Source organism: Actinokineospora inagensis DSM 44258 (assembly GCF_000482865.1).
Classification (GTDB): Bacteria; Actinomycetota; Actinomycetes; order Mycobacteriales; family Pseudonocardiaceae; genus Actinokineospora; species Actinokineospora inagensis.
Genome location: NZ_AXWW01000037.1, coordinates 41,593 through 60,304 on the forward strand (window position 1 = coordinate 41,593; position 18,712 = coordinate 60,304).

General features: G+C 68.8%; 19 protein-coding genes. 1 reads left to right on the forward strand and 18 read right to left on the reverse strand.

The window, feature by feature from the left end:
- Positions 1-14 precede the first annotated feature (14 nt).
- The 8 genes from H504_RS42560 to H504_RS0116000 form a co-directional block, all read right to left on the reverse strand.
- A complete protein-coding gene (locus H504_RS42560; protein ID WP_211239333.1) occupies positions 15-554 on the reverse strand; it encodes a hypothetical protein in 540 nt (179 codons plus the stop codon).
- Positions 551-2,389, reverse strand: a complete 1,839-nt coding sequence (locus H504_RS0115970) for a hypothetical protein (RefSeq protein WP_211239334.1) — start codon at positions 2,387-2,389, stop codon at positions 551-553. Before H504_RS0115970 ends, H504_RS42560 begins: the two co-directional genes overlap by 4 nt.
- Entirely contained in the window at positions 2,386-3,825 is a 1,440-nt protein-coding gene (locus tag H504_RS0115975; protein ID WP_026423573.1) for a tyrosine-type recombinase/integrase, read from the reverse strand. Before H504_RS0115975 ends, H504_RS0115970 begins: the two co-directional genes overlap by 4 nt.
- A gap of 215 nt (positions 3,826-4,040) precedes the next feature.
- Entirely contained in the window at positions 4,041-4,217 is a 177-nt protein-coding gene (locus H504_RS43145; protein ID WP_245614279.1) for a hypothetical protein, read from the reverse strand.
- Between the two features lie 483 nt (positions 4,218-4,700).
- On the reverse strand, positions 4,701-5,012 hold the full coding sequence (locus H504_RS0115985) for a hypothetical protein (protein WP_026423574.1): 312 nt from the start codon (positions 5,010-5,012) through the stop codon (positions 4,701-4,703).
- The gene (locus H504_RS0115990) at positions 5,009-5,590 is read right to left on the reverse strand and encodes a hypothetical protein (RefSeq protein ID WP_026423575.1); all 582 of its coding nucleotides are present in this window, start codon (positions 5,588-5,590) and stop codon (positions 5,009-5,011) included. The genes H504_RS0115985 and H504_RS0115990 overlap by 4 nt, the downstream gene beginning before the upstream one ends.
- A 117-nt stretch (positions 5,591-5,707) precedes the next feature.
- Positions 5,708-6,508, reverse strand: a complete 801-nt coding sequence (locus tag H504_RS35440) for a class II glutamine amidotransferase domain-containing protein (protein WP_051385928.1) — start codon at positions 6,506-6,508, stop codon at positions 5,708-5,710.
- Entirely contained in the window at positions 6,496-7,530 is a 1,035-nt protein-coding gene (locus H504_RS0116000; RefSeq protein ID WP_245614281.1) for an amidoligase family protein, read from the reverse strand. The genes H504_RS35440 and H504_RS0116000 overlap by 13 nt, the downstream gene beginning before the upstream one ends.
- 1,632 nt (positions 7,531-9,162) lie before the next feature.
- Here H504_RS0116000 and H504_RS38735 point away from each other — a divergent pair.
- Positions 9,163-9,576 (forward strand): winged helix-turn-helix transcriptional regulator, encoded by a 414-nt coding sequence (locus tag H504_RS38735; RefSeq protein WP_169735404.1) that lies wholly within the window; start codon positions 9,163-9,165, stop codon positions 9,574-9,576.
- 18 nt (positions 9,577-9,594) lie between these two features.
- Here H504_RS38735 and H504_RS0116010 read toward each other — a convergent pair whose 3' ends face one another.
- From H504_RS0116010 to H504_RS0116055, 10 genes are read right to left on the reverse strand one after another with little or no spacing between them, the layout of a single operon-like run.
- A complete protein-coding gene (locus tag H504_RS0116010) occupies positions 9,595-12,228 on the reverse strand; it encodes a BTAD domain-containing putative transcriptional regulator (protein ID WP_026423577.1) in 2,634 nt (877 codons plus the stop codon).
- Positions 12,229-12,242: 14 nt separating this feature from the next.
- Positions 12,243-12,701: a TadG family pilus assembly protein gene (locus H504_RS0116015; protein ID WP_035304513.1), complete on the reverse strand. Its 459-nt coding sequence runs from the start codon at positions 12,699-12,701 to the stop codon at positions 12,243-12,245.
- Between the two features lie 2 nt (positions 12,702-12,703).
- Positions 12,704-13,144, reverse strand: a complete 441-nt coding sequence (locus H504_RS0116020; protein WP_051385930.1) for a TadE/TadG family type IV pilus assembly protein — start codon at positions 13,142-13,144, stop codon at positions 12,704-12,706.
- Positions 13,144-13,566: a TadE/TadG family type IV pilus assembly protein gene (locus H504_RS0116025; protein ID WP_026423580.1), complete on the reverse strand. Its 423-nt coding sequence runs from the start codon at positions 13,564-13,566 to the stop codon at positions 13,144-13,146. Before H504_RS0116025 ends, H504_RS0116020 begins: the two co-directional genes overlap by 1 nt.
- A gap of 8 nt (positions 13,567-13,574) precedes the next feature.
- Entirely contained in the window at positions 13,575-13,760 is a 186-nt protein-coding gene (locus tag H504_RS0116030; protein WP_026423581.1) for a hypothetical protein, read from the reverse strand.
- Between the two features lie 19 nt (positions 13,761-13,779).
- Complete coding sequence (locus H504_RS0116035) at positions 13,780-14,673, reverse strand: type II secretion system F family protein (protein WP_026423582.1); 894 nt, start codon at positions 14,671-14,673, stop codon at positions 13,780-13,782.
- Positions 14,670-15,557: a type II secretion system F family protein gene (locus H504_RS0116040; RefSeq protein ID WP_026423583.1), complete on the reverse strand. Its 888-nt coding sequence runs from the start codon at positions 15,555-15,557 to the stop codon at positions 14,670-14,672. Before H504_RS0116040 ends, H504_RS0116035 begins: the two co-directional genes overlap by 4 nt.
- Positions 15,554-16,924: a TadA family conjugal transfer-associated ATPase gene (locus tag H504_RS0116045; RefSeq protein ID WP_051385931.1), complete on the reverse strand. Its 1,371-nt coding sequence runs from the start codon at positions 16,922-16,924 to the stop codon at positions 15,554-15,556. The genes H504_RS0116040 and H504_RS0116045 overlap by 4 nt, the downstream gene beginning before the upstream one ends.
- Positions 16,921-17,700, reverse strand: coding sequence for a CpaE/TadZ family protein (locus tag H504_RS35450; RefSeq protein ID WP_051385932.1), 780 nt, complete (start codon positions 17,698-17,700; stop codon positions 16,921-16,923). The genes H504_RS0116045 and H504_RS35450 overlap by 4 nt, the downstream gene beginning before the upstream one ends.
- A complete protein-coding gene (locus H504_RS0116055; protein ID WP_051385933.1) occupies positions 17,700-18,293 on the reverse strand; it encodes a hypothetical protein in 594 nt (197 codons plus the stop codon). Before H504_RS0116055 ends, H504_RS35450 begins: the two co-directional genes overlap by 1 nt.
- Positions 18,294-18,712 lie beyond the last annotated feature (419 nt).

Sequence of the window (18,712 nt, forward strand, 5' to 3'; positions counted from 1 at the left end):
CCCCGCCCGGCGACCTAGGTGGCCGGGCGTCCCTTCCAGGGTACGACGGTGAGGCGGTCCGCGGTCAGGTGCGGGCTGTGCGCCTCCAGGTGCTGGATGACGCCGATCCGGACGGCCAGCGTGTTCGGCACACAGGTCTCACCCCAGGCGCGTGCGGTCGCGTCCAGGTGGGATTGGCGGGCCTGCGCCAAGCGCGTCACGCCCTGCTTGCCGAGCTCGGCGAACAGTTGACGCACGATGATGAAGTCCTTGTAGGTGTTGGTGATCTTCATCGGCCGGGCGGTCCGCGATCCGTAGGACAGCGGGACCACGCGATGGATGCGGGAGTAGATGAACTCCTTGGCCGTGAGCGTCGCGATCTCGTCGGGTAACTCGGTGAAGTCCAGCCGGAGGTAGCCGTTGCTGCGCGGCGCGAACGGCCGGAAGTCCCAGATGTCGTCGCTGAACCGGGGGCCTCGGCCGGTTGTCTCGGTGGTCAGGGACTCGGGCAGCACCCAGGGATCGGCCGAGGGCTCCGGCGCGGCGGACGGGCGTGGTGCGGGGGCGCGGGTCACGCGACGGCCTCCCAGAACTCGGGCGGCAGCAGCAACCGTGCCCCGCCGCTTTCGGCGATCGTTTGCGCGGTGGTGATCTGCTCGTCTCGGAACTTGGCCCGGATGCCGCGCACGATCCGGTCCCAGGCCAGGCCGTAGCGCACGTTCCACTCGGCGACGGGGTACTCCTCCCGCTGACGCTCGATGAAGTCCAGGAAGGTCAGCACCTGCGGCAGATGCCGGGTGGTGAACACCGCGTTCGGGCACTCCAGGCAGCCCCACAGCGACACCGGGCACGGCTTGCCCTTCGCCCCGAAGGGCGAGTCGTAGAAGTCGCGGCAGGAGGCCAGGAACACGTCGCTCTCGCGCGACAGCAGCGCCTGCACCTGCTCGGGCGGCAAGTCCTCTCCGCCGGCATCGAGGCGGGTGCCGTCCTCGTCGAGTACCACCGGCGGCGGCAGCGCGACATCCAGCGCTTCGCGCAGGCCGTTCTCCACGGCCTGGTCGTGCACCTCGTCGTGGGCGGGGATGTTGGCGTAGTGCTGGGCGGCGACGTCGGTGGTGTGGCCCTGGGTGAAGTCGGCGAGCACACCGGTGGCTTTGAGGTATTGCTGGGACTTGTAGGTCTTGCGCAGCCGCCGCAGATCCAGCCGTACCAGGGTGCCGTCGGTGTCGGTCATCTGGTCGATGCCGTGTCGTTTCTGCCAGTTGTCCACGTGACCCCACGGCCCTTGCCCGCCGAGCGGGAAGGAGTCGCGCAGGCCCTTGTCTCCGTAGTCGACCCACAGATCGGTGCTGCCACTGAACTCGCGGGCTCGCGCGGTGAGCCGCAGCGCCAGTCGGATCAGGCCGCCGGGATGGTGCAGGGCACCGCCATCGCTGACCCGCGTGGATTTGGAGATCCGGCGCCCGTGTGCTCGTCGTTTGACGTAGTTGATGCTCACGAACCCGCGGGCGGGGTTGGTCAGGCAGTCGGCCTGCAACCGCTTGGCGCATTCCGGCTCAAGCCCGGTCATGCAGATGAGCAGGATCAGGAACACGACGTTGTCCTCGCGGGTGAGGAGGAGCGCCGCGTTGAGCGGGCGCCCGTTGCCCAGTCTCTTGCCGACCATGGGGCGCAGGAACTGCATCGTGACGGGCCCGTGACGGGCGATGTGCCACAGCACGTTCTCGATCACGTCCCAACCGCCGACGTTCGGGTCCTGGCCCGTGGCGGCACGAGCTTCGCCATCCTGTATCCGGCGCGCGATCGCGCGGACATCCGCCAGCGCCGCGTTGCGGATCGCCTGGAAGACGTTCTGCGGGTAGGCATCCAAGGGTCTGATCTGACGGGCACGGGTTTCCCGTCCGAGGAACCTCAGCCTGATAGCCAGGTCGGGATCGAACGTCGTGGGGCTGGCGTCGAACGCCACGCGGAGCAGCCGGACCACCACGCCGATACTGATGCGCGGCTGGTCGCTGTCCGATCCGTACTCGGCGAGCAACGCCTGCTCGAAAGCGTCGATGTGCTCGGCCTCCAGGTCACTGAACTCGACCTCGGTGGCGTTCTGCGATTCGGCTCCGGCGATGAACCGCACGAACTTCCGCACCGAGAACAGGTTCACCTTGAACGCCTGGTAACTCGATCCGGGTCCGTCGGCGGCCACCGTGCGCAGCGTCTCGGCGAGCTGGCGGGTCAGCCGCGGGCACGGCCACGCGGACATGTCGAACGTGCGGTCGTCGCCATCCAGGTGCAGCCGGAGCACCAGCGGACCGATGTCCGGGACAGGAGCGGGTGGCGCGGGCATCTGCTCCTCGGTCGGGAAGGACGCCCAGCGGCCACGGCGACCGGAGCCGGCTCCCTCGATGCGGCTCACGCGGCAGCACCGTCGGAAAGCCGGACCCTGCTCAGCGCCTCGGCTTGTTCATCCCATTCGCGCAGCGCGGACAGCACGATCTCCTGCGCCTCGTCCAGGACGTCGAGGTAGACGAAGACCGTCTCGCGCTGGCGATGGCCGAGCAGTAGCTGCAACTTGCGCAGCGGGTCGCCGACCAGCAGACGTTTCACCTGCTGGCTCATCAGGGTCTCGCCGGGCTCCATGCGCAACGCGCGGACGGTCTGGCGCAGCAGCAGCCCGAGCATGTGCACGGCGAAGGTGTGACGCAGGGCGTGGGGATGGACCACCAGGTCAAGGCCGAACCGGGCGCACCGTTCGTTGGCTCGTCGAAACACCGCCTGCCAGGTCGACCGCGACAGCGGCAGACCGTCCTCACCAAGCCATAGCCACAAAGGACCACCCAGACCGTCATCGCCAACCCGGCACAGTCGCTGCCGTTCCTCGATCGTCACCCGCGAGTACGGCCGCGAGCGGCCATCCTCGACGAGGGTCAGTGCAGTCTTGCCGGCGGAGCGAACTCCCATCCAGTCGTCCGCACACCCGTAAGCCCCTGCTGCCCGGCGGCGCTCGACCAGCTCGTCGCGTTCGATGTCGACGTAGTGGTGCAGGTCGCGCAGCACGCGCCGTGACACGAACACCGTCCTCGGCCGGCTGCGCTTGGTGATCGTCGCGGGCAGGTTCAGGTCTCCGGTCAGCCGCCGCTGCGCCAGCGGCGGCACCTCGGTGACCAGCAGGCTCGACGCCTCCCTCAGCCGCATCCCGGTGCAGACCAACAGGTCGGCGAACACCGCGTTGCGTTCGCCGTGCCGACCGCGCCAACTCGGGTCCGGCGAGCCGTCGGGTAGTTGGCCACGCAACCCGACGTCCCGCCACGCCAGGTAGTCCTCGTAGGCCAGGAACCGCACCGGCCCGGCGCTGTCCTCGACCTCGCGCTCGGCATTGAACAGCACCCGTACCAACCCGCGGGGCGTCAACACCGTCTTCTCCACCATGCGGAACGGCTGGGCCTCGATCAGCTCCTCGTGCATCGCCCACTTGACCCACTTGTCCAGCGCCGCGATGAACCTGTTCCAGGTCGACGCGGACACCGTGAAACCCTTCGTCCGCCGACGCGCCCGCTTGTAGGCGCGCAGATCGTCCTGGCTTGCGTCCCTGATGGACCGTCCACCACGGTGCTCATGGAGAAAGCGGCCGAACAGCATCAGATCACGCGCGTACGCCTCCCTCGTGTGCTCCGAGCGCACACCCCACCCATCCAACTCGCGCACGAACCGGTTCAACTCCAGGTCGTACGAGCCGTCGGGGCCGAGCAGGAACGGCAGCCCGTCGCCTACACCGGCACGACGGAGCACTTGGGCTTCGTCACCGCCGAGCCCAGGCACGTCGAGAGCTCTCACCGGTGACGTCTTGTACATGAGCAAAGTCGAGATCCTCCAGGATCTAAACACGCCGAACACGCCGAACCTGGCGTTGGCTAGGGACTTCTGCGACAGCAGTGAAGTGTCACCATAACTGTCGACTCGGCGCCCATCCCGTAGGACCAGACGTAGAACCTCGGGTAGCAGCGGCTGGCGGGTGTTCGAGTACAGGTCATGCCGCTCTCCGCGGTGATGTCGTTGTGGTTCAGCGGCTAGAGCATCGGCGGGAATCGCCAGGTGATGGGCCGGAACCGCAGGGGTGTCGTGCCCGCGTAGGAGGCGGCGAGGTTCCCGTGGTCGGTGATCACTCGGTATCCGGCGATCCACACCGCGAACCACGGTTCCGCGGCGGCGCCGTGGCGAGCCGCCGCGTCGGGGGCGGACACCATGTTGGTGTCCAGCCGGGGCGCGGACGAGCGGTAGTGGTCAGGCGGCCGTTGATCATGGGGCAGGCTTGGATGGTGTAGGCCGCGCACCAGGGGTGCAGGGCGGGTTCACTGGAGCACTGGCGGACCACGTCGGACATGCGCATCATCAGCACCGCGCGGTGTTCCAGCGGCAGGCCGCAGACCCCGCACAGCCGTCCGTGTAGGGCGTGGTCCACGCGGTCGCGATCGACCGATCCGAACAGGAATCGCCCATCGGCTGTGCGGGGCGTAACCCAGGGAACCACCAGCCCGCCCACGGTGGGGAGCTGTCGCAAGGGCTCAGGGATAGGCGGGACGGCAGAGGTAGTCATGATCTTCTTCTTGCTGTGTAGTTGGTCGACCACGTGCACTGACGCGGACGAGCCCGGAACGTGTCGGGTCAGGTCCGCGGCCTGACCCCGGTGTTCGACACCCGGGGGCCAAGCCGCGGAGGTGGGACCCGTGTCAGTCGGGCCAGGAGGGTTGAAACTCGCGCGGTAGCCCGTCGAACCGCCAGCGCCCGAAAACCTCGTGCCGACCGTCGCGCCATCGGACATGCGCGCGTGGCACGCAGTAGTTCGGCCCGGAGGTCGTTTCATCGCCGTGCTGGTGGCGACGTCGGGTGGCGGTGATCGTGATCTCGATGTTGCCGTGAGCCGTGTAGCCGGTCACCTTGGCAGGCACGAGACCGACCAGGTACGCGTCAAGGAACACCAGGTCCCCGACCCGCACCACGGTGGGCTCGACCGGCCCCGCGTCGCGACCGGACGCGCTCACGGAGTCTCCTCCGCTCGCTGGTGGGCGAGCATGAGGTACACGACGGGGGATTCCCCTACGTGGTGCCGCTGTCCGGTGTCATCCGTCCAGACCGGGCCGTCGAACAGTGGGGCCGTGCCGTGTCTGGTGATGTGTGAGGCGAGCGCGGTGAGCGTCGCCTCGAATCGGTCCCACGGCGCCAGGTAGCCCTGCGCTCTGCGCAGCAGCAGGTCATACCGCGCCCGCGTGCCCTCATCGAGTTGGTCGTACAAGCCCATGAGCCGGAACCGGGCGTCAGCGACCGGCGTGATGTGCTCGGACACGTGGAACGACCGGACGTGTTCCTCGGAGTTCAGGAACATGACCACCAGCTCGGTGTACGTGCTGGCTTTCGGGTTGTTCCAATACAGGTAGTCCCGTTGGGGGTCGGTGGTCTGCGACATGAAGCGTTGCAGCCTCCGATGCTTGCCTCTCTTCCCGTTCTCGACCCAGTAACGGATCTGGCACCGCAACGTGCGTCCGTAGGGGTAGTCGTCGACCAGGTATGCGGTGTCCGGGCTGGTGTGGCCACGGAGAATGTTGACGCGCTGGATATCCATACTTGCGACTTTCTTTCGAGCGGCGTGCCGGACGCCCCGCGCACGGGACGTCCGGCACACGAATACAACACTGTGAGAGAAGAACGGACGTCCTATGAGGACTGGCTAGTGGGCGGCTCAATCGAAGAGGGATGGCGGCTGGTCGAAGGTCTCCCACGCTTGGCCGCCCACATCGTCGGAGCTGGTCGCCCAGCCAACGGGGAGATAGCACACGCAGTGGCCGTCCAATTCTTCGCAGTCCATACAGGTTCCGCAGACCCGGCAGAAGCCGGTCACGAAGTCGACGGTGTCGAGTTCAAGGCATCCTGTGCACTGGCCATCCAACAGGAACGGGTGGTCCGAGTCCGGTTCCGCCTGATAGCTGCCGTTCGAGTACCAGATGCCGCCATCCCACGTCCCGCTGTCCTCACCGAGGATGTAGGCGGACCTGCGGTATCGGGGGTTCACGGTCAGGATCACGACCTTGTTGGACGCGCCTAGCCACCGTTGGAACGCCGTTCGCCCCTGCCGGGTCGTCAACGAACCGAACGGTTGGCGAGGTAGGAAGTCCTCCGCCGCGATCCGGGTATCGCACCGCCCGTCACGGCCCCGCGGCCACAGCTCCGACGGAAGAACCCCGTTGTGCGCCAACACCGTGCGGGGGTCGTTCCCCAGGGGGAACGGGTGGCAGTTACGGGTACCTCTCGTGCCCCCGGTCGACAGGCGGGAGTGGAACAGCGCCGGACCGCCGGGATGTTGTGCCCGGTCGCTTTGGAACTCGCCGATCAGTGCATCGGGGTTCATCCCGTGCCGCACGATCAGGTGCCGGTCGGCTGTGACGATGGCGTAGCCGTGCCCATCCTCGTTCGCTTGCGCTCCGCGTGCCAGTGCGGCGACGTCGGGTTGGACCCCTTCCGGGAAGAACGTCAGCAGGCACACGCCAGGGCCTCCATCTCCGACGCGAGATCCGGGTAGATGCCCTGTCCGGCAACCCATGCGGCGAAGGTCTCCCACTCCCACCCCTTGCCGTCCACGATGTCCCGGACGGCAAGGGCGCGGGTGTACTCGACCGACGCGGCTGCCAGTGCCAGCGCGGCTTTCACCTCGGTTTTGTTGACCGTGCCGGCGAAGATGCGCAGCTCGAAGGTGTGTTCGTTCTGCACGTTGATCGCCTGGTACCTGTTGGTGCATTTGCCGCCCTTGGCCGCGTGCTTGGCGTATCGCCGTCCCTCGGGTGAGAAGGGCGCCCACTGGTTGGACTCGCGGCGCGCGATGCCGATGACCTCGGTTTGGTTGCGGTAGATCAGTTTCAGCCACCGGAACACGTGGGCCGGTTCGTCGAACGCGGCGCGGCTGACGTGGACGTGCAGCCCGTTCCCGTCACCGCTTGCACCCAGTGCGGCCAGTTCGTCCAACATGCCCCATGGAAAGTGGCCCATGGCCCAGTCGTAGGACATCGGGTGAGTCACGATCTCAAAGCCGCGACCGATCGAGCAGTCTTCCTTGAGGTAGCCCACCGACCCGAGATGATCAGTCGCTGTCTCGGCACAGTAGCCAAGATCCGGAGTGTTGATCTCCAGTTCGACCCCGAGGTACAGCGGTCCGGTGCCGTGAAACTCCGGCGCCGGACGGTAGTCGTAGCAGTGGACGTAGTCGGACCCACCGTCCGCCTGCTCCGGCTCGCACGACTCGCAGTAGTCGCCATTCCGGGTGAGGACGTAGCAGTTCTCGCACGACCAGTACGCATCACTGCACGGGTCGCACACCTCGCCACCACTGTCGGTTGATCGCGAGTCTTCGGAGAGCGTGTCACATTCGACGCATGTCGACATGCCGTACGCGCACTCATCGCAGACCGAACGGCTAATGTCCGTCTCAGTCAGCGACGATGCGTATTCACCGCATCGGTCGCACTTTTCATAGCCGGTGAGGCAACCGGCACAGACTTCACTGCCGTCCACCGTGACGGTGGTGCGACCGGTCTCAACACCGCACCCGTCGCACTGGACTACGGGCACGGGCGGGGCAAAGGGTAGAGTTAACGTAGGCATAGCGGGCTTACTCCCGTGGTGCCAAGAGGCCGGTAGTGGGCGGCAACCCGCTACCGGCCTCGCCAACGCAAGCTAGGGGCCAGAACGCGCCCCAGACAACGGCAGGCAGCCAAGACTCGGCGTGCCTGCCGGTCTGGCATCAGGCCAGACCCGTATACGCATGTGTTCGCCTAAGCAGGCGTGGCCACACACGGTCACCCACAAGGGAAGACCGTGTATGACCACGCGCACTCAGAAGTGCACGAATCAAGAGATAAAGAAGTGACGTTGTGTCTAGCGCGCAATGCAGGGAACTATGCCCGTAAGGGTGTGGCGTGCTATAGGCACGTGAGAGCGAAGCCCTCAGCATCGAATGCCCAATGTCGGCAACCGCCTGAGACAACCCCGAACGCCCACGCATCGCGACGTCTGTCGGTGCTAGACCACCATGGAGTTATCTTGGGACACACCTGTAGTAGGTATGCGTTTATGCGCGCTACTCCGCTCTATAGCAAGAGCTTTACGTAGTGAAGCTGCAAGCGCAGGTACTATACATCCCAGACTAGGAATGCGCGTTTGGCTACGCGTCGTTCTTCACGCTGCTCTGCACGGTTTCGCTGCTGTCCGCACGGCCCAAGCCGCTGCCCGCGCTATGCGGGACTTTGCATCACCTGAACATCGAAGAGGCGATCAACCGCCCGGAAAGGCTCACGGGGACGTTGCGCCCCGGTCTTTCGCCTTCCCGCTCGGAGTGTTGCCTAGTTTCTGTTGTGGATACACGTATAAGTACACCCTGTAGGTCTACACATCGCAAGACCTTCGCTGCCGCCGTTACTTAGCTGTTACTTGCGGGCCGTGCTGGCTGTTTCCTTATCTGACGCGAAGAAACTGCCAAGATCGACCGGCCCGGCTGTCGTTGCGCAGGCGGCGTGAAGGTCGGAGGCTGGCGGAGGCAATTGCGCGGCATTGTGGAGCGGCGGCGCCAGGCGCCAACATTCATGAAGCGCGCCGCGCCCGCGGCGCGCCGTCCGCATGGGTTTCTCGGCAGAATTGTCGAGAAACCCCATGCGGACGACTTCGGCAGCCAGGCAGCAAGCCACGCCGGGGACGGCGGGGACCGGTCATGCACTGCCTAGCCGACTTGCACCATGCTGGCTTGCTGCCGAGTTGGCCGACATGCAGGAGGACTCGGGACGCCTCTCACCAGCGGGGACACGACTTGCGGCCTCCCCCTGCCTAGTGGGGGGAGCCGCGAGCGTAGGTGCGAGGGGAGGGGGTGCGTCGACAACTGCCCGGATCGACTCGGTCACGTTCTGCTGAGATCCCACCGCTCCTGTCACTCAGGGAGATCGAGCGTCTACGCAAGTAGAGAATTGTTCTCGAAAAGGATCATTATCCATAGTATGTTGACGGCCACGCCCGGTGAGGATGCATCTCGCAACCTCCGAAACCGGAGCCGAGAGGAGATGTCGATATTGATGCCGTCACGCCCGCGAGCGGTCGACCAGTCGATACGGCTGGGCGTTTATTGATCACGGAGTGAGAGAGATGACGATGGGGGATATGGATATTCTGCGCAGGTCGAGAGACCTCAAGCATATCCTCGAATACGATTGGCTGAGTGATGTTCTTGTCGCACTCAAGCCAGGTCGGCTCAACTATTCGGTGTTGTTGAAGCGTATTCAGGCGGATGCGCCGTTCGATCCGTGGTCGGGGCGGAAGGCGGTCATCCAGCCGCGGAGCTTGGCACGGACGTTGCTGCGGATGGTGGAGAACGGGTTGATCGTCCGCCACGAGGTGCAGCGGACGTTCCCGCGGTCGGTGTCCTACGAGCTGACGCGGGCCGGGGACGACCTGCTGTCCGAGTTGAGCGCGCTGGCCGGATGGGCGGTCCGGCACGACGAGGTGATCGCCGAGGCGCGGACGCGGTATCGGCAGCGTCGGGGGCTCGTCGACGACGGCAGCGAAGCCCGCTGACTCAACTCGGGTAGTCGGTCAGCTTGCCTCTGCGTCGGGTTGGGCGCGGCGTTGCTGGAGGAACCGCATCAGGTTGAGCGTGTCGGGGCTGGGGCGTTGGTCGATGTCGGCGAGTGTGGTGCGTAGCAGGGCGAAGGTGCGGGCGACGGCGTCGTGTTGGCCGAGGGTGGCCTGGAGGCGGGCGATCTGGCAGTACAGGGCTTCGTTGACCGGGTCGAGTGTGCGGGCTTGTTCGAGGGTGGCCAGGGCGGTGTGGGGCTGGTCTGCGTGGTGGAGTGCGCGCCTGCTGAGGGCGTCGAGGACGTCGCGGCGGAGGCGTTCGCGGATGGGCTCGATCCAGTCGGTGCTGATGTCGTGGGCGAGGTCGCCGCGGTAGAGAGCGGCGAGGTCGGTGTCGGGCTCGGGGTGGGCCAGCGCGTGTCGGAGCTGGTGGTAGTCGATGTGGACGAGGGCGGGGTCGAGTCGGTAGCGGCCGTCGTCGGTGAGCACGAGCTGGCCGAGCTGGTCGTCGCTGGCTTCGACCAGGCGTTTACGCAAGGTGGACACGGCGTTGTGTAGGGCGTTGAACGGGCGGGCGCGGGGAGCGTCGGGCCACAGGGCGTCGTTGAGGACGTCGCGGCGCACGCCGTCGGGGTGGATGGCGAGGTAGGCGAGGATTTCGCGGTGCTTGGGGCTGATCGCCGGGACGAGTTCGTCGCCAGCGGTATGCAGGCGTAGGTCGGTGTTGCCCAGCACGGCGAGCCGCCATTGGGCCACAACGGCGTCGCGCTGCTGGTGTTCGGGGAGAGCCACCAGCGGTGGCGGAGTGTCGTAAGAGATGGGTTCGGATGGCGGCCTTGTCTCGGTGGCGGGCTTCTCGGTGAGGTGGTCGGGTTCCTCGGTGTCGTCGAGTTCGTCGGCTGCTTCGGCGAGGAGCTGGAGGAGGGCGGCGGTGTCAGTGGAGTCAAGGTGGTAGAGCCGGGTGCCGGTGAGCGTGGTGGCGGGGCCTGCGCTGGTGGCGCCCACGGTGCCGTCGGAGTGGACGCGCAGGGTGATGCCGGGGCGCCAGTGGCCGATGAGGATGGCCGCGATCCCCACGGTGGAACCGAGGTCGATGATGTTCTGCGCGCGCCGCTCGGTGTGCGGTGCCGGGGTGGCGAGCAGGACCAGCGGCGGGAGGTCAGCGCGGTCGCCGGGGTGCTGGTGGGTGCGGGTCAGCAGTTCGGTCTCGGCTTCGTCGAGGACGTCGTCCAGGGTCGGCAGCACGCACAGCGAGGCAGGTGCCGCGGCGGGCGGGAGGCCGAGCAGGGCCAGGTCGGGCTCGGGGATCAGGACCCTCGTGGCGCGACCGCGGTGCTGGGCGAGCAGGTGCAGGAGCATCGCTCGTGCGGTCGCCGCCGCGCCCGGCCCGGTCAGGCCGATGCCGCGGGTTCGCGCGAGGTCGATGGTGAGGTCCAGGCTGCGGCCTGGCGGTGCCGTTCGGGCTGTCGGCACGAGCATCGCCGTTGACGGTGCGGACTCGTCGGGAACCGCGGGCAGCAGGCCGACCTGGGCCTCGGCGGCGTCCGGCCCTGGGGCCAGATCGTGGTGGGTGCGCATCGCGCGGACGACCGGGGCGATGGGGCGGGCGAGGTCCGAGCGGTCCCCGCTGCCGGGCCGGTACCGGCGTCGACGAGACATCCGGAGCGCCACCACCAGCGTGCTGATCGCGGCGATCAACCCCAGGCTGACGTAGGCGCCGGTGGTCAGGGTGCCGACAGGTTCAGTCGACTCCGAGGATTCGAGGTCCGCAGGCGCGCGCGGAGTTGTCGCGGGCGCGTTGGGGGTGGGGGTGGGTCGGGCGTGGGTGGACTCTGTGGTCACTGGCGCCGGAGGTGTGGACGGTGTGTGGGGTGTCGTCGGCGCGGGCACCGGTTGCTTGGGGACAAGGGGCGGCGGGTCCACTGGCGTTGCCTGGGGCTGGTTGGCCGGCTCGTGGGCGGGGATGAAGGCGGTGATGATCCAGCCGGGTCGGATCACGCCGGGGTTGGTGAGGGCGCGGCCGTCGGCTTGGCGGACGCCGCGGTTGGTGGTGAGCAGTTCGGGCCAGCGGTTGCCGTCGCCCAGGAGGCGGTCGGCGACGCGCCAGAGGCTGTCGTGCACACCGTGTTGCGGGAGGCGCACGGTGTCGGCGATGGCCACCATGCCCGGCGGCGGCGCGACCAGCGGGACCGGCGTGGCGGGCGCCGGCTGGATGGGGGTGGCCGCGGCGCTGATCGAGGTCGCGGGGGTCGCCAAGGCGGTGAGGGCGACGTGCGTGGGTGCTGCGGGCGTGCGGGTGGCGAACAGGGGCACCAGGAGGCTGCCGACCAGCACGACCGCGGCGGCGCGCATCGGGCCCGCGGGTGGGAGGTCGGGCAACGACAGTCCGCGGAGCACGTCCCGGGCGGCGCGCAGGACGTCGAGGGTGAACAGGGCCCAGATCCACCAGGCGAGGCAGGCGAGGATGTCCAGGACGAGGCCGGTGCTCATCGGGGCCAACAGGGTCCCGGTGATGTCGTTCCAGGTCGGGACCCGGGTGGGCAGGGGCCAGCCGATGTAGTGGGCCAGCGCCCAGGGCAGGCCACCGAGGACCAGTGCGAGCACCTCGGCGGCGGCGACGCTGCGAGCGAGAGCGGACATCCGGTTGGTCATGGGTGCCTCGTGGTTCACGGGTCGGCGCGGGTGACGCCGCGTTCGGCCTCGGCGGTGCCGGTCGCGGTCGCGGTGACCGATCCGACGCCGAGGAGACCGAGCAGTTGGGTGGGGCGGGTGATCGTGACGGTCACGGTGACCCGGTTCCCGGCGACGGTCACCGTGCCGCTGTGGCCTGCGGTGGCGAGGAAGGTGCGGGCGGCTTGATCGGCCCTGCCCGGGTCCAGGCGCAGGACGCCGCCGCGGTAGGCACCGAGGTCGACCTGTTGGGCTCCGGCGCGGGCGGCTTCCTGGGCTTGGCCGAGGGCGTCGACCTTGGCGGTGAGGGCGATGCCGCCGTCGAGGACTAGTCCGGCGACGAACAGGCAGGCATTGACCATGACCACGGCGAACGCGGTGACGCGCCCGCGGTCGTCGTGGCGCAACCGGCGGGCGTTGGCGGCCAGCCTGCGGAGGGTGGCGGGTGGGGGCATGGTCAGGTTCCGCGGTAGGTGTCGATGGTGGAGGTGTAGGTGGCGGTGACCGTGCGGTTGCCGGGCACGCCGAGGAGTCCGAGGTCGGACAGGCCGACGGTGCACGAGACGGTGACGGTGACCGCGGCGCCGGGGCGCAGGCCCTGGGTGTCGGTGGCGACCGTGAGGTTCTGGCAGGTCACCCCGGCTTGGGCGAGCGCGGTCGCGGCGGTGGTGCGGGCGTTCTGGTCGGCTTGGCCTGGTGTGCGGGAGATGGAGGCGGAGCGTGCGGCCTGGTGCGCGGCGTCGGTCACCCGCATCTCGGAGGCGGCCAGCCGTCCGCAGAACACGACGAACAGCACCAGCATCACGGCCACCGGGGTGAACAAGGTCAGTTCCGCTGCGGCCGATCCGCGCTCGTCGAGCCGCAACCGCTGCCACCGTGATCTCAGCAGGACGTGCATCAGCCGCCTCCTCGGAAGACCTCGACCGGGCCGTGGGCCTCGGCGTGCACGGTCAGGGCCAGGAAGGGCACCACCTGCACGGCTGTACCGGTGATCGCGACCGACACGTCTGCGGCGGTCCGCGTGGACGTGATCGTGGTTCCGCCGAGGACACCGCCGCCGAGAAGATCAAGCGCGCGCCGCGTCTCGGTAGAACCGGACTCGGCCGTGCCGCCCGACACGCGAGCCGCCGAGAGCCCCTGCGCCGCAGCGCTTTGCGCGACGTGGCAGGCGTGCAAGTACAGGCCGAACTGGATCACCGTGAGCAGCAACAGGATCAGCACCGGCGTCGCCATCACGAGTTCTACCGAGACCGCGCCGCGGTCATCCCGAGCGAGTCGCCGCAGACGTGCCCGCAGAGTGTGGGTTGGGGTTGTGGTCATGGGCGGGGTCACATCGTGATGCCGTTCGCCTTCTCGGTCACTTTCGTGGCGATGATGGCGAGCACGGCGAGGGCCAGGACCACGAGCAGAGCGGTGACGAGGACGGTTTCGGTGCTGTAGCCGTTCTCGTCCTCGCGTAGGCGCTGCCAGTTGGCGCGGATTCGGGCGATGAGGACGATCAGGTTGGAGTTCATGGGTTCTCTCTTGGTGGGTTCAGAGTCCGATGAGGACGCGGGACATGGCGGGGAATCCGAGGAAGATCAGGAATCCGAGGAACAGGATCAGGACGGGCAGGCTCATGCGTTCGGTCGCGGACTGGGCCTCCCCTTCGGCGTGGGTGAGTTCCCGAGTGCGCATCCCGCTGGCCTTGGCGGCCAGGGACGCGCGGACCCGAGCGCCTTCGGTACCCGCCAGCGACAGCGAAGCGGCCAGTTCGGACAGCTCGGAGACGTCGAGTTCCGTGCCGAGCTGCCCGAGACGGGCCCACGGTGTGGTGCGGGTCGCAGCGGCGGTGGTCAACGCGCGCCGGATCTGCGCGAACGCCCATCCGTTGCCGACCTTGACCGCGTCGGTGAGCGCGCCGTCGACACCCGCGCCACCGGCGAGCAGGACGCGCAGCAGGTTGAGGTAGGCGCCCAGCGAGTGCCGGAACGCGTCGCGGCGACGGGCGGCCTCCTGCCGGACGGTGAGGTCGGGGACGAGGAGTCCGACGATGCCGAGGATGAGTCCGGCCAGGGCGGGCATCTGCCACGGCATCGGGATGTCGGCGACCAGCAGTAGCGCTTGGGCGAGGGTGGGAAGGACCAGGCCGGCGATGCCGTAGACGGCCATCTCGGCGAGGTGGTGCTGCGGGGACTTGCCGATCACCGCGAGATCCCGCCGCAGCCGCGGTGTCGGCAGGCCGAGCGAGGCCAACGGGCGGACGAACGGCTTGCCGATGCGCAGGCTCCAGCCCGCGGAGTCCGCGGTCAGCAGCGGTACCGGGGCGGGTCCGGCGGTGATCGCGGTCAGCGTCGCGTGCAGTCCGGGCCGCGGTGGCGCGATCCAGGCGACAAGAGCCCACAGCCCTGTGCCGAGTCCGGCGCCGAGGAGGAGTCCGGTGATCATGGTTGGGCCTCCGTCGCACCGGTCGGGAGTTGGGTGAGACCAGTGAGGACCCGCGCGGCGGGGCGGAGCCGGGCGATGCGCCCGAGCCAGACGAACGACACGGCGAACAGGGCACCGACGAGCAGCAGCATGAGCTGGCCGAACGCGGTGTCGTAGGGCTCCAGGTAGGAGCGGTTGAACACCACCAGGCCACCGGCGAAGGCGAGGGTGGTGATCAGGATGACCCGCACGCTGGTCCTGGTGCGCGCACGCCCGGCTTCCACGCGCATCCGCATCGCGGCCTGCTCCCGAGCCTCGGCGGCGAGTTCGCCGAGGAGTTCGGCGAGCTGGCGGGCCTGGTGGTCGGCGGCGAGCACGAGCGCGGCGAGCACCAGGTCCGCGGTCGGGTCGGCCAGGTCATCGGCCAGCAGCCGCAGGGAGGGGCCGAGCCGGTCACCGCGGTCCAGCCGCTTCGCCAGGTCCTCGATCTCGGCGCGGATGGCTTCCGGGGCGGTGGCGGCGGTGGCGAGGATGGCTTGCTCCAGCCCGGCCGCGGCGGCGATGACATCGCGCAGCATCTCCGTCCACGACGCGATCCCCTCGATCCGCGCCAAGGCCCGGTCGTGCCCGCGGGTGCCGCCGAGCACCTGCGGCAACCCGGCCACAGCCAGCGCGGTCAACACCCCGCCGACCAGCCACCCGGTGACCATTCCCGCGACCAGCCCGGCCAGCACCGCGGCGGCGAGCAGGCGAGCGTGGCCGTGCCGGCGCAGGCTCGCGATCCAGAGCTGGGCCTTGGAAGGGGTGTCCGCAGTTGTGACGCCGCGGGCCCCGGCGATGATCAGCAACACACCCGCGGCGGTGCCGACGCCGAGCAGCGCGAGTAGTGCGGTGGTGGCGGTCATGGCTGCCACCACCCGTCCGGGTTGTCGAGCAGATCCGGCTCGAACCCGGCGTCCACCAACAGCTCCATGGTCTCGGTGCGGATCGGGGCACCGGGGACCGCGCGGCGGTCGCTGCCGGGCCGCCAGATCTCGTTCGAGACGACCTGGGAGCCCTCGGCGTCGACGACTTCGCGGATGGAGGACACGACCCGGCGGTGGGGTTCGCCGCGGGGCTTGTCCAGGAACACCACCAGGTGCAGGGCGGAGGCGATGAGGATGTTGGTCTGGTGGATGTCCAGCCGCTCCGGGGACTGCACGGCGTAGGCGGCGAGCTTGGTGAACACGCCCTTGCTGCTACTGGCGTGGATGGTGCCCATCGAGCCGTCGTTGCCCTGGCTCATGGCGTTGGTCAGCGGGATGACCTCGCGTCCGCGGACCTCGCCGACGATCACCCGGTCCGGCGACATCCGCAGCGCCTGCCACACCAGATCGGCCAGGCTCACCGCGCCCTGGCCCTCGATGTTCGCCTCGCGCGCCTGCAACGCGACCACGTCGGGGTGGGCGTGTTCGTCGTCGCCGAACCCGAGTTCGGCGACATCCTCGATCGTGATCAACCGCTCCTCGGGCGGGATCGCCGACGCCAAGCCGCGCAGCATCGTCGTCTTCCCGATCGCCGTGCCGCCGGCGACCAGGATGTTGCGCCGCGCCCGGACCGCGGCGGCGAAGAACGACTCCAGCGCCACGTCCAGGGTGCCCATCTCGCGCAGCTCGGCCAGAGTGACCGTGCTGTAGCGGTGCCGCCGGATCGACACCGACGGCCGCTCGGTCACCGACATCACGGCGGAGACACGGGCACCGTCGGGGAGCCGGAAGTTCACGATCGGCGAGCCACGGTCGAACCGGCGCTCCTCCATCCCCGAGCGGGCGGCAAGGTCCCGGATCAGGTCGATCAGATCGCTGTCGGTCGGAACCACCGGTGCCAGTCGGGCGCGGCGGCCGTCGGCGTAGCGGACGAACACCCGGTCCCCGTTGACGTTGATGTTCTCGATCGACTCGTCATCCAACAGCGGCTGAAGACCACCCATCCCCACCAGGTCATCCACCACCGCGGCGGTGACCCGGGCCTCGACCTCGGGAGACAGCAGCGTGCCGCCGCGCTCCAGCTCGCCGTTGGCATAGGCGTCCGCGGCCTCCTGCACCAGCACAGCGGCGAGCGCGCGGCGCTCAGGCGGGGTCATGGGCGTTCGCCCGGCTGCGTCGTCTGCGCTGACCCGGTCACCGAGCTGCGCCGCCACGGCCAGGCGCAGCGACTCCCGCATCCGGCCGATGGCCTCGACCTCGCTGCCCGGCTCGATGCCTGCTCGCGTGAAGGTGGTGGTTTCGGTCATGGGCGGGTTCCGTTCAGGTGGACATCGGGAGCGGGGAGATCAGCGGGCAGGTCGTCCTGCGAGGCGGGGGCTTGGGCGCGCAGGAGGTCCGCCAAGGACGCGGCGGCCTTGCCCAGCGCGGACCGCGACGGAGAGCGGCGCCCCGGCTGCCCGCCCAGCACCGCGGCACCGCGAGGGTCATGAGGCAGCCGGGCGAGCACGTCGACCCCCAGCTCGCGCTCCACTTCCCTGGTTGGATAGCCCTCGCCGACCAGCACCAGAGCGGGGTGCGGTGTCCACTTCGCCACGGTGTCGAGCTTCTGCGCGACGTGCGCCAGCTCGTCGTCGCGCGCCCGCGCCAGCAGGACGGTCACCTCGGCGGTGCGCAGCAGCGGCAGTGCCGGGGACTGGGCGTCGATCCGCCCGACATCGCAGATCACCACCTGCCCCGCCACCTCCGCCGAGGCACGCACCACTGACGACGACCCACCCGCCAACACCGCCAACGCCGACCGGGCCTGCTCCGCGCCGACCGGCCCCGCCACCACCCGCAACCCACCCGGCAACACCTGGACGTGCTGGGCCAACAGACCGGGATCGCTGTCGCGCCGCGCCGCCGCGGCCAGCGACTTGAGCCCCGGGTTCTCCTCCAGCCGCCACCGCGCCAGCAGATCCCCGCCCCCCGGATCGGCCTCGACCACGACCGGCTCCTCCGGGCCGGTCCACCGCGCGCCCAACGCCACCGACAGGGTCGTCGCCCCCGGGGAACCCTTGACCGAACAGACCACGACCAACATCACCGACCACCCCCGACCGCGACCACCGACACCTGCGCCGCGGACGCACCCGCCAACTCACGGGCACCGGCCTCCGGCAGCTCCAGCGACATCACCGTGGTCTGCTCGCTCTGCCGCGCCTGGACATCGGTCACCACCGCACGAACCGTGCGCGGCGCCGCTACCGACGCCGTCGAAGTCCCGGTGGAGGCTGGTGGGCTGATGAGCACCAGGACGTGCGTGCCAGGTGTCAGCGACGGCGGGAACTGACCGTCCTTCAACCCCACCGCGGTGATCGCCGACCCCGCGGCAGGAACCTCTGCGACGCCGAGAAGCCCTCTGCTGAGCAGCGTCCCCGCGGGCGCCGGGTAGGCCATCGTCGTCCCCACCACCGTGGTCGACTCCGACGCGGTCACTACGTCCAGTCCACTGTCGACGGAGATGCTGACCTGCCGCAGATCCTGCCCCGCAAGCACCTGGCCGACCGTCACCGCCCGCGCCAACGCCAACACCGTGACCCGGTTGCCCGCCTGCGTGGCCACATAGACCCCCGCACCCGCGCACGCCACCACCAACAGAACCCCGAGCAACAGATACGGCGCACGCCGCCGCACAGCCCCATTGACCCGCGAACCCGTCGCCGCGCGTCCCGCCCGCCCGGTGCTCGACCAGCCACGCGGACCGGATCTCTCGTCCGCGGCCGACCGCGATGTCACAGTTGCCACCCGATGCCCTCCTTCAGGCACAGCTCCGCCCCGGCACGCATTCGGAGAAACAGCGCACCCAGCAAGAAGAATGAGATTGAAACGTCTACACAGGATTGATCAGCGCGAGCCGAGAGCCTGGATCTCCACCACACGGAACGCCGTCGTGGTCGACGTGGTCAACTCGGGAAACGTCCCACCCGCTCCGGCACCCGCCCACGACACCGACCAATGAATCGTCGCGGTCACCGGATATCGCTCATTCGCCCGCCGAAAGGTATGCCCACACGTCGGCGACGCCGCCCGCGGATCACCACCGAGCAGCGGGT